Origin of the sequence: Pinibacter soli (assembly GCF_029961145.1) — a bacterium.
GTDB lineage: Bacteria > Bacteroidota > Bacteroidia > Chitinophagales > Chitinophagaceae > Pinibacter > Pinibacter soli.
Genome location: NZ_JASBRG010000007.1, coordinates 1,218,198 through 1,234,611, shown reverse-complemented (window position 1 = coordinate 1,234,611; position 16,414 = coordinate 1,218,198). Strand labels below are relative to the sequence as shown.

At 42.5% G+C, this 16,414-nt stretch carries 7 protein-coding genes; all 7 read left to right on the top strand.

Annotated elements, in window-relative coordinates; genetic code table 11:
• The first annotated feature begins 310 nt into the window (after positions 1 to 310).
• The 7 genes from QJ048_RS15615 to QJ048_RS15585 all read left to right on the top strand — a co-directional run bounded on the left by QJ048_RS15615 (position 311) and on the right by QJ048_RS15585 (position 16,371).
• The gene (locus tag QJ048_RS15615; RefSeq protein ID WP_282335329.1) at positions 311 to 3,580 is read left to right on the top strand and encodes a SusC/RagA family TonB-linked outer membrane protein; all 3,270 of its coding nucleotides are present in this window, start codon (positions 311 to 313) and stop codon (positions 3,578 to 3,580) included.
• A gap of 34 nt (positions 3,581 to 3,614) precedes the next feature.
• The gene (locus QJ048_RS15610; protein ID WP_282335328.1) at positions 3,615 to 5,390 is read left to right on the top strand and encodes a SusD/RagB family nutrient-binding outer membrane lipoprotein; all 1,776 of its coding nucleotides are present in this window, start codon (positions 3,615 to 3,617) and stop codon (positions 5,388 to 5,390) included.
• A 20-nt stretch (positions 5,391 to 5,410) separates the two neighbouring features.
• Complete coding sequence (locus QJ048_RS15605; protein WP_282335327.1) at positions 5,411 to 6,526, top strand: glycoside hydrolase family 99-like domain-containing protein; 1,116 nt, start codon at positions 5,411 to 5,413, stop codon at positions 6,524 to 6,526.
• A 173-nt stretch (positions 6,527 to 6,699) separates the two neighbouring features.
• On the top strand, positions 6,700 to 8,937 hold the full coding sequence (locus tag QJ048_RS15600; protein ID WP_282335326.1) for a GH92 family glycosyl hydrolase: 2,238 nt from the start codon (positions 6,700 to 6,702) through the stop codon (positions 8,935 to 8,937).
• 32 nt (positions 8,938 to 8,969) lie between these two features.
• Positions 8,970 to 10,244, top strand: coding sequence for a glycoside hydrolase family 99 protein (locus QJ048_RS15595; RefSeq protein WP_282335325.1), 1,275 nt, complete (start codon positions 8,970 to 8,972; stop codon positions 10,242 to 10,244).
• A 263-nt stretch (positions 10,245 to 10,507) separates the two neighbouring features.
• On the top strand, positions 10,508 to 12,739 hold the full coding sequence (locus QJ048_RS15590) for a GH92 family glycosyl hydrolase (protein ID WP_282335324.1): 2,232 nt from the start codon (positions 10,508 to 10,510) through the stop codon (positions 12,737 to 12,739).
• A gap of 11 nt (positions 12,740 to 12,750) precedes the next feature.
• Positions 12,751 to 16,371, top strand: coding sequence for a glycoside hydrolase family 2 TIM barrel-domain containing protein (locus QJ048_RS15585; RefSeq protein ID WP_282335323.1), 3,621 nt, complete (start codon positions 12,751 to 12,753; stop codon positions 16,369 to 16,371).
• The last annotated feature ends 43 nt before the right edge of the window (positions 16,372 to 16,414 follow it).

The window sequence follows — 16,414 nt, the reverse complement described above, 5'->3', positions numbered from 1 at the left end:
TTCTTGCCAATTACTTTATTAGTTAGTGTAGAAACGCAAGCGATCTTCTTATACGAGTTCAAATTCTCAAAAGCCATTTGGTCAGGTGTTGCAATTTAGCATATTCAATTAAATTTTCTACCTCTTGTTATTAGTTTTTGACTTGAAGAACAAAAAATAATGAAACTGCAGCTAAAGTTTTTCCCAAAAACATACTTTTAAAAACTTAATAAGCGAAATGAACTATCATTAATGTTTTATTAATGCAATATTAGATTGAGGATCATACTTTTAGCCCATTAGGTTTTCTTCAATTCCAAAACTATTATTTATGCGATTGCGATTAAAACTGCCATTCCTGATGGCCCTCTTAATTTTCTTAAGCCTCCTTTCTTATGGTCAGTCAGTACCAATAAAAGGTAAAATTATTGACGACAAAAATGTTCCGCTGGCGAATGCAAGTATCCTTATAAAAGGTACCAGAATTGGAGCCGCTACTAAGGACGACGGATCATTTCAATTAAATATTAATGCGGTTGGCAAAACAACCCTGGCCGTAACGATGACCGGCTATCTTTCCAAAGAAGTAGAAGTAGACGCAAAGACAGGATATATACAAATAGCACTCACGGCGAGCGCCTCCACAATGGACGCCGTCGTGATCTCTGCCCTGGGTCAAACGCGGAAGGCAAGATCTGTTCCTTACTCGAGCCAGTCGGTTGATCCGAACAACATGACCGAAGCAAGGGATATCAACTTGTCTAATACCCTTGCCGGTAAAGTAGCAGGTTTGCAAGTGACGGGTACCGGACAGCCGGGCAGCTCATCACGCTTAATACTGCGCGGGGAAAATTCACTTACCGGAAGCAACCAGCCGATATGGGTGGTAGATGGCGTGATCATTTCTAACAAGACAGGTGAAAATGGCAACCTTGACTACGGTAACGCGGCACAGGATCTTAACCCGGATGACATTGAATCCATGGAAGTGTTGAAAGGGCCAAACGCAGCAGCGCTTTATGGATCGCAGGCCGCGAATGGCGCCATCCTCATCACTACTAAAAAAGGAAAAATAGGTGACAAGAATTTCGGGGTGTCATTAAATCAAAACTATCAGACCTACACAGTTACCGAGTGGCCGGATTACCAAAATGTATATGGTGAAGGTTCCAATGGACGATTCGCACAAGGTGGAGATAAGATAATTCCCGGGACCAACGCCGTTAACATGGGATCGATCAACATGCAAAGCTGGGGTATGCCAATGCTGGGGCAGCCGTACAATACTTATGATGGCAAACCGCACGGTTATTGGCCGCAGGCAAATAACGTGAAGGACTTCTACCAGTCGCCTTACGTCAATACAACAAATATTGCGATCAATAAATCTGACCAGGTATCGACATTCCGTTTGTCATACGGCTTTACAAAAAGCAATGACGTGGTGGACAACATCAACCTGAAAACGAAGCACAACCTTTCTTTTTATGCTTCGCGGAAATTAAATTCAAAAGTAACGGCGGATGCGAAGGTGATGTACACCAATGATAAAACAAAGAACAGGATGACGAGAAACCTGACACCAGGCAACCCTCTTGTGTTATTTGTTTATCAGCCACGCAGTATCGACATGGCAAGTTTGTATCCTTATAAAGATGCTGATGGAAATGCACTGATTTTTACAGGAAGCAATGGCCAGCAATTATTGTCGGACACAGAAAACCCTTACTGGTCAATATATGAGAACGAAAACGCAGATGCACACAATCGTTTCATTGGAAGTACTTCATTGAATGTTGACATCTTCAGTTGGCTGAAAGCAAGAGCGTTGATCGCAGGTGATTTGAATTTCGGTGAATATTATATATACAATGAGTTAGGTGGAAAGAAAACGCCAACGGGCAGCTACACCAACAACATGAGCTCCGATCAAAGCTGGAACTATGAGGGACAATTGATCTACAACAAAAGGATTAATTCCGACTTTAACATCAATGGCGTGGTAGGGGTAAACTATAACAATTTTAATGGACGTTCTCGCACTGCTTCTGTCGGTTCTTTGCTGGTGCATGATATGCCGGCGATCAGCAACTCGAAGATTGCGCCTTCTGCATCTGAGTTCTGGGGAAGAAGAAAATCTGCATCTGTGTATGGTTCTGCAACATTGGGTTTCAGAGATTATTTGTTCCTCGATGTTACAGGAAGAAACGAATGGTCATCCACATTGCCGAAAGGGAAAAATGATTTCTTCTATCCTTCAGTAGGTGGTAGCTTTTTGTTCTCTCATTTCATTCGCAGAAATGATATCCTCTCATCCGGTAAGTTCAGAGCTTCATGGGCGAAAGTGGGCGGAAGTCCGAATGTCTACCAGTTGCTTGAAACATACAACCTTGGTGGTTTCTATGTAAACAATCCTTATCTCGTGTACACGGATCAAAAGAAAAATCCTGATCTGAAACCGGAGCAAACTGTTTCGAGAGAGTTGGGTCTTGATCTCGCATTTTTCAACAACAGAATTACATTAAATGCTACGGTGTACAAATCAAACACGACCAACCAGATCCTTACTGTGAACACGCCGAAAGAAACAGGTTTCAATACCCGCGTACTCAATGCCGGTGAAATTCAAAACAAAGGGATCGAGTTAACATTGGGCGCAACTCCTGTGAGAACAAAGAAGTTCCAATGGAATGTGATGGCGAACTTTTCTAAAAATGATAACCTTGTTAAATCCCTTGTGCCAGGTGTGAACAGTGTTAACCTCGGCTCGAATCTTGGCGTGACAGTGTATGCTGAAGTGGGTCGTCCTTATGGAACCATGAGAGGTAATGCGCCATACAAGGTAGGTGACACGATCATCGTAGGTTCTAATGGTCGTACAATCGCAGACCCCAATGTACTCGCAGGAAACTTCAGACCAAAATGGCTGGGGTCTTTAAGCAACAGTTTCAGATACGGTGCATTTGATGCATCTGTTATGGTAACCGTGAAATACGGTGGTAGCCTTTACTCTGCGACTTACGGAAGAGCAATGTTTCAGGGTACGACCGTGCAAAGTTTGGCAGGAAGAGATGAGTGGTTAATGAGCCAAACTATTTTAGGTGAGAACGATAACGAAAGAAAAAATATTGGACAGACAGTAGGTACAACCGTTACACGTTACGCAGACTCTGCACGTGTAAAAGGATTGCGCTACCCGAACGCGTACATGGCAAAAGTGGATGCAAGAGGAAATCAAATGCTTGATAAAAACGGCAGGCTTATTCCGGGAGATCCTTTGCCTGCATGGATCTATCCTCAACTTGTAAATGGTAATGACAAAGTAACGAACGATGTGCCATCTCTTACTTATGACGCAACTTCCATCAGAATAAGCGAGGTAATAGTTGGTTATACATTCCCTAAGAAGCTCATTTCAAAAATCAAAATGCAGAATGCACGCATCGCATTTGTGGGAAGAAACCTGTGGCAGATCTACAAAAACACTCCACTGGGTATCGATCCTGAAGCGGCAGCAAACTCAGGCAATGCGCAGGGTATAGAGGCCGGAGGCTCATTCCCTTATGCATCATGGGGCTTCGATCTTAAATTATCATTCTAAAAAAGTTTCAACGGGAGCACTAAAAAACACAAAGATGAAAAAGATATTTTATATAGCGGTCATCGCAGGCTCCATGTTCTCTGCCTGCTCTAAAATGACAGATATCAATACCGACCCGACGCAGTTTACAAAAGTAATGCCGGAAGGTTCCATGAATACAGCGATCAAAGCAACACCTTCCATACTCGCACAATATCCTGTAAACAAATATTGGGAGTATGCCAACTGGGTATCACTAACCGGAAGATATGATTGTGCAGATGTAATGTGGCAAACATCTTACGTAACCATTCTGAACAATCTTCAGCAAATACTTAATAATTACGGCAATGATACAGCATTCAACAATAGAGTGCAGATTGCAAGGATTTATAAGGCTTACATACAATCCATACTGGTAGGGGCTTACGGGCCGATTGCTGCCAGCCAGGCAAACGATCCGAACCGTATGAGTTCCATCATGTACGACAAAGAAGATACCGTGTATGCCAATCTTCTAAACACATTGAAAGATGCGTCTGCGAAAATGAACATTGCAAAAATAACAGATAAACTTCCGTACGATGTGATCTACAACGGCGATCTGTTGAAGTGGAAGAAATTTGCGAACAGCCTTCGTTTGAAAATAGCACTTCGTAGTCAGCTATTGCTTGGCAGTACAGCGTTGAATGCCGTGAAAGAAGTAATGGCAGATGAAACAAACCTCATCGGTTCCGAAGCAGACGCGGCGAAGATCCAGTTTGACAACACTACCAACGGTAACCAGAATCCTTATTACATTGGTTATTCGGGCAAGGCTAATGTAACTGCACCCACAGGAATTTCTTTTCCAAAGATGAGTGATTACATGCTTGACTTCCTTCGTTCTTACAAAGATCCAAGGATCAATGTGTACTTTGACTCTGTAGCAAAAGCAACTGATCGATACATACTTACAGATACGCTTGCAAGTACTGCAGATGATTCATTAAGAATTGTAACTTATCCGATTCCACATTGGGGCATTCCAAAATCCACTGCAAAATTATCGGGATGGACAGCAGGATTGGCGAACCAGGTTGATCCGATAGGCAATGCCAATACATTCTCCAACGTAACGACAAAAGTTTGGAGCGATCCTTTGCGCCCGATGGTGATCATGGGTTTTGCAGAAACATTGTTTCTGAAAGCCGAAGCAGCGCAACTTGGTCTTGGAGGTTCTCAAACTCCCGATGCATATTATAATGCAGGCATCGATGCCAACTTTGTTTCATGGGGTTTAACGTTGGCTCAGGCGAGTACTTACAAACAAGTAGATGGTGTAAAATGGGGTACGAGCTCTGTGGGTAAAACTTTCAGAAACTACATTGGTATTACGAATGCAGACATTCCAAATGGTGACATCAACAAAATATATGCACAGGCATGGATGAATTATTTTCCTGATGGCGGCTTTGATGCATGGTGCATGATACGCAGAACATGGTCGTTGAATTTTCCTCCGCACACCAATCCTGCATCTCCCGGAGCATTGTATTCAGATGTGCCGTTCCGCATGTTCTATCCGGCAAACCTGGTATCATTAAATCCTGATGGATATGCAGATGCCATGACGCAGCTGGGCCTTGTGGGAACAACTTCCGAGGCGATCAACAACACTGTTGCATTGAAGTTTATGAAGCCGCACGTAACCATTAACTGGAACGATGTGCCTGCGCAATATGATTATTCACTCGTACAAAAATGGTACGGCAAAACAATACAAGAGTTAAGTGCCGCAGCAAAAGCAAGCGGGTTCACTTACACAGTTGTTTCAAGCTATAAACCATAAGTACTATAATTTAGAAAAGTATGCAAACAAAATATTTTCGCCTCTCAATAATTGCGATAGCGTTGTTAGCCTTCATCGGTTGTGTGAAGAAAAGTGATGCGCCTACGGCAGCCGATAATTTCCTGAACTACCAGATCAATGAAATTCCGGTAACGAACGATTACACGGTAGGAGCCATGTACTACTACTTCGGCGCGTTCAATGTGAACGTACCGGATACGCCAACATTAGGCAGATACAGCATGCCTTCGGGCGTGGTGCCACCAGATGTAATGTCAGGTCACATTGACCAGGCAAATAGCGCTGGTATTGATTACTTCCTGTTCTCTATAAGATCATTCAGTCGTGACTACAACAACTTTAAAATTGATTCAAATGTAGTGCGGTCATTTCTGAAAGCCAATACTGCAAACAAAATGAAACTGGCATTGGCTTATAACTGGCAATCTGGTACATACGGGCTTTCTACGACCACACCATTGGAGAATGATAAAGTAAAACTTGAGCAATTTTTCCAGGACATCTTAAAGCTTGTGCCTTACATGCAGGATGCCAACTACATGAAAGTAAACGGTAAAACTTTACTGTACATCTACAACGCACAGGTTCTCTATTCAAACGATAATGCAACTATATATACAACGCTAAGACAACGTCTAAACGATGTAGGTGTGCAGTTATACATTGTTGGCCAACAGGACAGATGGACGCCGCCTGCACGTTATCCTTTCCGTTTCCAAAAATGCGTAGATGCTATGGTACATCAGTCTTTCAGTACAAACATCAGCGATTGGGACAGGTTCTACCTGCTTCCGCAAATGATGAACGAGAACTGGAAATATTCTGTTCAATACTGGCAGGATAATAATTGGGGTGTAAGCTATGTGCCTTGCGTATCACCAGGTTGGAACCAAAAAATTACACAACCTACCACACTCCAGCCTCTCTATGGAAGAAGCGATACATGCAGACTTTACAAACAACTGTGTAACGTAGCAAAGATGAATGCAGATCAAAGCACAAGGCTTATTCTGCTTGATTCATGGAACGACTGGGCCAGTGCATCACAACTTGAATCTGCAAAAAGCTACGGCGATTTATATCTCACTACGACAAGAAAGGAGTTTAAGAAGTAGGGGAGAAAAATTAATAATTAATAATTAAGAATTAATAGGCTGCACACAACAAGCCCATTTTAACAACGACAGATGAGGCCTTCGCCCGCTGCAGCGCTATGTTGCAGCGGAAGGCTCTTGTCATGGCACGAAACCAATTCAATCAATCAAAAAGGACTTCCGTTATAAAGGCTATGACAATAAAGAAAATAAGGGCCATCACATATTTACTTGCCTGTATGGTTGTGTGCAACAGCATGCAGGCGCAAGACAACAAGAAGGTTAAGATAGAAGTTAGTAGCGATCTTGATTACATAGATCCAACCATTGGAAATGTTGGACAATTGCTGCAGCCAACAAGGCCAACGATTCAGCAACCCAACCAGATGATGAGAATGTATCCGGTTCGTGCAGATTATATTGAGGACCAGATAACAAGCTTTCCTTTGCTCATTGTTTCGCATAGACTGGGAATCGCATTCTCCCTGAAACCCACATTGGCATTGCCTAAAACGGCAGACGATTGGAAAAAGAAAATGACATTCGATCATGATCTTGAAATTACAAGGCCATGGTATTACTCGACATATCTTATCGACAACGGTATTACGGTGGAATTTGCGCCGGGTAAAAAAACAGGTATTTATCGTTTTGCATTTCCTGCAAATACGCACACGAAATGTTTGCTACTGGAACATTACAACACAGGAAGCAGCTCCTGGGATCTTATTTCAGACAATGAGATCACAGCAACTGAAACCTATCATGGCGATATAAAGATCTACATGTATGGTAGCTTCAATACAAAATGCAAAATTGATAAAGTAGACGAAACCAAATCCAGTGTTAGTTTCGGCGGCAGTGCAAACGATACCATTGAGTTGAAATATGCAGTTTCATTTGTAAGCGCAGATCAGGCGAAGAGGAATTATGAATCTGAATTGCACGGAGCTGGTTTTCAGCAACTGGCTGATGATGCACAACTGGCATGGCAAAAAGTGATTGGACAAATAAAAGTACAGGGAGGCACAACGCCACAGAAACGTTCGTTCTATACAGCGTTGTACAGATGTTATGAACGAATGGTTGATATTACCGAGGATGGAAAATATTACAGCGGATTCGATAAAAAGATACATACAACAGACAGACCCTTTTATGTAGATGACTGGACATGGGATACCTACTTGGCACACCATCCTTTGCGGGCAATTCTTAACCCTTCCATGGAAGAAGATATGCTCAATTCCTACGTAAAAATGTATGAGCAAAGTGGCTGGATGCCAACATTTCCGGTGCTTTTCGGCGACCATGCTTGTATGAATGGTTTTCATTCATCTGTAATGTTTCTCGACGATGTGCGAAAAGGTTTGAAAAATTTTGACATCGAAAAAGCATATGAAGGCATGTTGAAAAACGCGACCCAGGCAACTATGCTGCCATGGCGCAACGGTCCTAAGACAGAGCTTGAAGATGTGTACTATACAAAAGGATTTTTCCCTGGATTAAAACCGGGAGAAACAGAAACAGTTGCTCTTGTGAACTCGTTTGAGAAAAGACAGGCAGTGGCTGTAACGCTCGGTGCAAGCTATGATGACTGGGCCGTGAGTGAAATGGCTGCAACACTGGGCAAAGAGAAAGATCATTCAAAATTCGCGGCAAGGGCATCGAACTATAAAACACTTTGGAACAAGCAACAGAAAATATTCTTGCCAAAAGATGCACAGGGAAATTGGATAAACATCGATCCAAAATTTGACGGCGGCAAAGGCGGCAGAGACTACTACGACGAAAACAACGGCTGGACCTACATGTGGCAGGTGCAGCATGACATCAGCGGTCTTATGAGCTTGATGGGTGGGAAAAATGAGTTTGAAAACAGACTCGATCAATTGTTCAGAGAGCCGTTGGGAAGAAGTAAAAGTGAGATGTGGTACAAGTTTCCTGATGCAACAGGTCTTGTAGGGCAGTACTCAATGGGCAACGAACCAAGCTTTCACATACCTTACTTATACAACTTTACATCGAGTCCGTGGAAGACACAGAAACGTGTTCGCTTCCTGTTAAGCACATGGTTCAAAGACAATATTTTCGGCATTCCCGGTGATGAAGATGGTGGCGGCATGTCTGCTTTCGTTGTGTTCTCATCACTTGGCTTTTATCCTGTAACGCCCGGTGTTCCTACATATATAATCGGTAGTCCTTTGTTTACGAAGTCAACAATTGATCTTCAAAACGGAAAACAATTCACTGTAATTGCAAACAATTCATCGGTTGTAAACAAATACATCCAGAGTGCAAAACTGAATGGGCAAGCCATCAACACGCCGTGGTTCACACATCAGCAATTGATGGACGGCGGTACGCTGGAATTGGAAATGGGACCCAAGCCAAACAAACGCTGGGGCACAGGTGAGAGGGCAGGATTTTAGCAACTAACAATTCAATCAACTATTTAAAACCAATGCGACAATTTAAATACATACTTGGATTTGCAATATTGTTTACTACAAGTGTGAACGCACAACATAAACATAGCAAAACCTCTGCGTTTACTTCGTACAAGGGACTTGTAATGGCGGGATATCAGGGTTGGTTCAATGCTCCTGATGACGGTGCCGGACGTGGGTGGAACCACTATGCAGCCAAAGGAAAATTTGAACCCGGCAATTGTAAGGTCGATCTCTGGCCGGCAACTGCAGAATATAAGAAAACATACAAAACTCCTTTTCGCCTTGCAGATAGCAGTGCAGCAGTATTGTTCAGTTCTTATGATGCATCCACTGTTGATCTTCACTTCAAATGGATGAAGGAGTACGGTATTGATGGCGTATTCGTACAAAGATTTGTAAGCAATGTGAAAAGCCCGGTAAGCCTGCGACATAATAACACTGTATTAGGTAATGCATTGAATGCAGCCAAAAAATATCATCGTGCTATTGCAATTATGTACGATCTCTCCGGCATGCATGAAGGAGATGCTGATGTGGTGATCAACGATTTTAAAAAACTGGTTGATAGTTTGCAACTGACTACAAGAGGTAAAAAACAAACATACCTGTATCATAATGGTAAACCTCTTGTAGCCCTTTGGGGCGTAGGTTTTCCTGGCCGTTCGTACGGGTTGAAGGATATTGAAAAGATGATGGACTTTCTGCAAAATGACAAAGAGTATGGCGGTTGTTCCATCATGCTCGGTGTGCCCACTTATTGGCGAGACCTGGATAAGGACGCAGTCAAAGACCCGCATTTGACAGAAGTAATAAAAAGGGCTGACATTGTTCATCCATGGTTTGTAGGAAGATATAATGAACAAAACTATCCCGCGTTCAAGCAACACATAGCTGGAGATGTAGAATGGTGCAAACAAAACAAAATTGACTATGCACCCGTGGTTTATCCCGGATTTAGCTGGCACAACATGTACAACAAAAGTCCCCAAAACCAGATGCCACGGAATAGAGGAGAATTCTATTGGAAGCAGATTTCAGGAGCTTTAGAAAGCGGCGCAGAAATGTTATACGTCGCAATGTTTGATGAAATAGATGAAGGCACAGCAATCTTTAAAGTGTCAAAGAATCCGCCGGTTGGTGCAAGCAGTTTTGTAACATTTGAAGACGGCGTTCCCGAAGATCATTATTTGTTTCTTACCGGTATGGCCGCAAAAATGTTGCGCAAGGAGATACCGTTTAGTGAAACGCAACCGGTACAGCAAGCAGAGAGTTTTGGTAAGAAGTAAAAAGTAAAAATTCAAAAGTCAAAATTAGGAATACCTAAGGAACACGACTGTAATAATGGAACTGACAATTTTTGAAGTAAGATGATTCTAATTTTTGGTGTTACACGTCATTGCGAGCGCAGCGATGCAATCACCTGCTCTCAACAAATGAGATTGTTTCGCTGCGCTCGCAATGACGTGCGACACGCATAAGAGGAAAAACACAGGACGTAAATGAGCTAGAAAAAAATTATTTCTCAAAAAAGAAAGATGAATAATCGAATATGAAGAGGTTGATTTTTTTTATAAACATTATTTCATTCGTTTGCATAACCCAACAATCGCAAGCGCAGGATTTGACCAAATACGTTGATCCTTATATTGGCTCAGGTGGTCATGGGCATGTATTTGTTGGTGCGAGCGTTCCTTTTGGCGCGGTACAGTTGGGTCCTTCCAATTTTTTTAAAGGATGGGATTGGTGCTCGGGTTACAATTATGGCGACAGTATCGTAACAGGCTTTGCTCACATGCATTTGAGCGGTACGGGCATTGGCGACCTTGGAGATATTTTGGTGATGCCTTATGTCGGAGAAATAAGAACTGACAAGGCAACAGAAAAAGAATATCAGAAGGGTTACGGCGCACATTATTCTCATAAAAATGAAAAGGTGCTGCCGGGTTATTATTCTGTAAAGCTTGATGGTTCCAATATTCAGGTTGAACTCGCAGCAACAGAAAGAGTAGGGTTCCATCAATATCAATTTCCGCAAAACAAAGAAGCCCATGTTATAATTGATCTTAAAGAAGGAATTAATGATCAAAGTGCTGAAACGTACATCAGAAGGGTTGATCAATACACTTTGGAAGGTTATCGTTTTTCAAAGGGATGGGCGAAGGAACAACTGATATTTTTTGCCATTCGCTCATCCGACTCGCTGGAACATTTTACAGTTTATGAAGATAGTAAACTGCTGCAAGGTGATAGCGGAAAAGGTAAAGCCATTAAGGGCTTGATCAGTTTTGATAAAGCGCCCAAGACACTCAAATTAAAAGTTGGTATTTCTCCCGTAAGCTGTGAAAATGCACTGGCAAATATCAACGCGGAAATTCCGCATTGGGACCTCGATAAAGTTGTAGCAGAAGCAAAGGCAAAATGGAACAAAGAACTTTCGAAGATGGTCATCAACACGCCGTCCGAAAAAGTTAAACGCATTTTTTACACTGCATTATTTCATACAATGATCGATCCTTCTTTGTTCAACGATCACAATGGCGATTATCGTGGTGCAGATAAGCAAGTATATAAACATGCGCAATTTGCCAACTATAGCGTGTTCTCGCTTTGGGACACGTACCGTGCCGTGCATCCATTGTACACAATCACACAACCGGAAAGAACTGCGGACATGGTGAACTCGATGCTTGCCATTTACGATCAAAAAGGTTTGTTACCGCAATGGCATTTGGAAGGTTGGGAAACAGGAACCATGGTGGGCATTGCGAGCAGGCAGGTAATTGCAGAAGCTTATTTGAAAGGTATAAAAGGATTCGATGCTGAAAGGGCTTTCAATGCAATCAAAGGAACGTCTGCATCAGATACATTGGGAATGATGTGCGTGAAAACATTTACGGCAATTCCAGCAGATAAAGAAAGACGCTCTGTTGCCAAAGGTCTTGAATACGCTATTGGAGATGGCAGCATAGCCTTAATGGCAAAAGCCTTGAGCAAACAAAACGAGTTTGAATATTTTTCTAAACGTGCATTGAACTACAAAAAATATTTCGATTCAACCACGCAATTCTTCCGGGGTAAACTTGACAATGGTGAACGGGCCCCTGATTTTAACGCACTGAAAGCCAACAATACCATTTACGCAGAAGGCAATGCCTGGCAATACCTTTGGCTCGTGCCGCAGGATGTGAAAGGATTGATATCGTTACTTGGTGGTGAACAAATGTTTAATGCCAGACTCGATACAATGTTTGCTCTGGAAACAACCGCTGATGAAAAAGGGTTGGCAGATCTCACTGGAACTATTGGCCAATATGCACATGGCAACGAGCCTAGCCACCATATCGCATATCTGTATGCCTTTGGTGGCCGCCCATGGAAAACCGCGGAAACAGTAAGGCATATCATGAAAGATATGTACCACGATCAACCTGATGGCATCATTGGAAATGAAGACTGCGGACAAATGTCTGCGTGGTATATTTTCTCTGCATTGGGCTTCTATCCTGTATTTCCGGCCGATACGAGATATGTTTTCGGCAGCCCGTTGGTGGAGCAGGCAACATTGAAACTACCTGGCGGAAAAACGTTCACCGTAAAAGCAGCAGGGGCCACAACCCAACCTTACATACAAAAAGTATTACTGAATGGAAAAGCTTATGATGCAGCATATATCGATCATGCCGCGATTATGGCGGGTGGTACGCTGGAGTTCATTATGAGTGACAAACCTGATACAGATGCGAATCACGCTTCTAAACAGAAATCTTCGCTATTAAAATAAATGAATTGGTCATGAGATTAAAAAGAATTTCGCTTGTAATGTTATTGACGACAACCTCACTGCTCTTTTTGTCAGATGCAAAAGCACAAGGCGTTTCCACGACTCCAACATCTTTTAAAAGTGCTTTCCAGACAAGGGGCCGTGGTATATGTGAAATGAATAACGGCGTGTTGAAAACAAAAGATGCGTATGCAAGTTTTGGTGATGAAAACATGAGTGATTATGAGGCAACATTTCGTGCCTGCACACCCAAAGGTGAAGAGCAAGTACAATTGTGGGCGGGCTTTAGAGAATTCAATAGAAACGACAGATATATAATTGGTCTGCGTGGCGGTTTGCAAAATACACTCTACCTGAGCAGGCTCGGTTATCTCGGCACAGATGAATTTCTTGCATTGCGCACATTAGATTTTAAACCGCAGCCCGGCACTTGGTATACCTTCCGCATACAGGTGAGTGGCAAGAGAATCCGCGTGTTTCTCAATGACGATTTATTGCCACGTATCGACATAGAAGACAAGAACAGTGTGTTGGCGCCTTCCGGAAAAATCACACTCGGTGGAGGATGGATCACCAGCCTCTATGAAGGACTTACGATAGTGCCATTACAAAAAGGAGCTTTGGATAATATGCCGAAACTGGAATATGCTGCAGCGACAAAAACAGTTGATAAAACAGCAAAGAGAAAACAGGAGCGTAGCATATACAAAGCAATTGTTGTAGATAAAATTAATGAAGGGCGAACAGTGATTTCGCTGGACGGACAATGGTTGTTTATGCCCGTAAATGAAATGGCCGATCAAAAGAAAGCCATTTCTCCGAAGGAGGACGACAAAGAATGGCACAGCATGCACGTGCCGGATTTCTGGAACCCTATTCGGATCTGGCTGCACGGCGAAACCTTTGGCCAATTTGCCAAAGGAGCTTCCGATAATTATTTTCAGGCAGAAACTGATCGATGCGAGGGCTACACATTCGACTACAAAAAAACAGCCGCGGCGTGGTATCGTCAATGGATTGAATTACCTGCTGATATAGAAGGAAAAGATGTATCGCTGCAATTTGATGCCATTTCGAAAATCGCAGAAGTCTGGATCAACGGTGTGCATGCGGGTAAGCATGTTGGAATGTTTGGCGACCTTAACATAGATGCTGCTGGTTTGTTTCACAAAGGAAAAAATCTTGTAACAGTAAAAGTCATTCGTGACTACACAAATGATATTAAAGACGAAGGCAATGTTGTTGATGTTGCAGTTAGTGTGGAAGTAACCAATAAAATGCTAAAGGACCTTGCGCATGGATTTTACAATGGAGATCCGGCTGGTATCTGGCAACCGGTGAAGCTCGTGATTACGGATCCTGTGAAGATCAGTGATGTGTACATCAAGCCGAACCTTACTGGTGCTGCGTTTGAGGTTACCGTGAAAAATTCAGGTAAGAGCGATAGTCAATTTTCATTCGTTACAAAGATTGCAGATAAGAATGGCAAGCCTCTATTCTTGGGTCTGGGGTTGGAGAAAAACATTATTCACGCAGGAGAGGAACGTACTTTCAATTACAATGTGAACAATTTGAAACCATTGTTGTGGACACCGCAAACGCCAAACCTGTATGACTTTACATTCTACATCAATGCAAATGGTAAGGTGGCGGATAGTTCTGTCATTGTTTCCGGATTTAGAACATTTGAAAGTAAAGATGGTTACTTATGGTTGAATGGCAAACGTTATTGGTTACGAGGTGGTAACCAAACGCCCTTTGCACTAGCGCCAAATGATATTGCGCTCGCTGACAAATTCTACGATCTTATGAAGGCAGGTAACATGGAAGTAACGCGAACTCACACCGCACCATTCAACGAATTGTGGATGCAGGAAGCAGACAAAAAAGGAATTGGTGTAAGCTTTGAAGGTACATGGCCGTGGCTCATGCTCGCGACTTCAATGCCCGATAAAAAACTGATCGATATGTGGGCAGATGAATTTCTTGCGATGATCAAAAAATATAGGAACCATCCTTCACTATTGTTCTGGACGGTAAACAATGAAATGAAATTCTATGACAATGATCCTGATATGGAACGTGCGAAATCGAAAATGACGATCATTTCTGATGTGGTGAAAAGAATGCGTGTAGTAGATAATACACGGCCAATTTGTTTTGATTCCAACTACAAAAGAAAAGGCAAAGCGAAGAAATTTGGTGAAACATTTTTTAGCAGTATCGATGATGGCGATATCGACGACATTCATTCCTACATCAACTGGTACGATCATACAGTGTTCAAACAATTCAACGGCGAGTTTCAAAAAGAAAACTGGTGGGAGGGTAGGCCGTTGATCAGCCAGGAAATGTCGACAGGTTATCCAAACAGTGAAACCGGCCATCCCGTGCGGTTTTACACACAGGTGCACCAAACACCGCAGTCGCTCGTGGGCGATCTTGCATATGAATACAATGATCCTGCCTATTTTTTACAGTCGCAATCATTTATCACAGGCGAGCTTGCTGAGGCATTAAGGCGAAGCAATGATAAGTCTGCAGGCATCATTCACTTTGCGCTTATTACATGGTTCCAGAATGTGTACAATGCATCAACGATAAAACCATACGGGACATACTATGCCATGCAAAGAGCGTTGCAACCGGTACTCGTAAGTGCTGAGTTGTGGGGACGTCATTTTTATGCAGGTGAACAACTACCAGTGCGAATATGCATCGTGAACGACAGGAATGAAGGGAACGCGATTGCTACGTCCGAAATGGAATGGAAGCTTGTAGCCAACGATGGAAAAGTTTTACAAAGCGGTATGCAGAAAGTTCCTGAGGTTGCATACTATGGCCGCGAGTGGGTAACGCCGACGATTAACATTGCTGCACTGCCACAAGATAGAATCAACGGAAAACTAGTATTATCGCTAAAAGAAAATGGCAGGCAAATTTCATCCAATGAATATGCGATAACATTGGCAAACAAACAGTGGAACAAAGCAAGCTTTTCTAAAAATATTTTATTAGTAGATAAAACTAATATGAAAGCTGTGTTTGATAGGTTGGGCATTACACATACATCATCAGCAACGGTGAGTGAAGCTTTACAACAGAAAGCTGACGTTTATGTATTCTCCGGTGTAAATACCAGCGACGTATCCGTACAGGATTTGCAGCGCATTAAAGAAATGAAAGCAAATGGCGCCCGATTTCTTTTGCTTAATTCAGGCTTAGCTGCGGATCTTTTTCCCGAGTATATAAAAGGTTCAATCGTGCCGACAGAGGGTGACATCGTAAACATGGAAATTCCTGAATCGCCTGTATTTAATGGAATTGAATTGATGGATCTTCGTTATTTTAATAATAATAAAAGAGAGGTTCCCACGGTTTGTAATTTGGCTTTAAAAGTAACCCGGAGCGAACATGTTGAACTATTGGCGAAACACATCAAGATTCATGGATACATTAATGGAGATATGGCCGAGCGTGCAAAATATATGCAAACCATAGAAGGAAGTACGATCGTAAAAATCAATGATAAAGGCACGGCTATCATTTCAACTATGGCCTTGGAAAAAGGAGTAACGGATCCTGTTGCCGGAAAATTACTGGTGAATATGTTGACTGATTTGGCAAAATGATTTTAATGTATCTCGCTTGTCATCCCGACGAAGGAGGGATGAC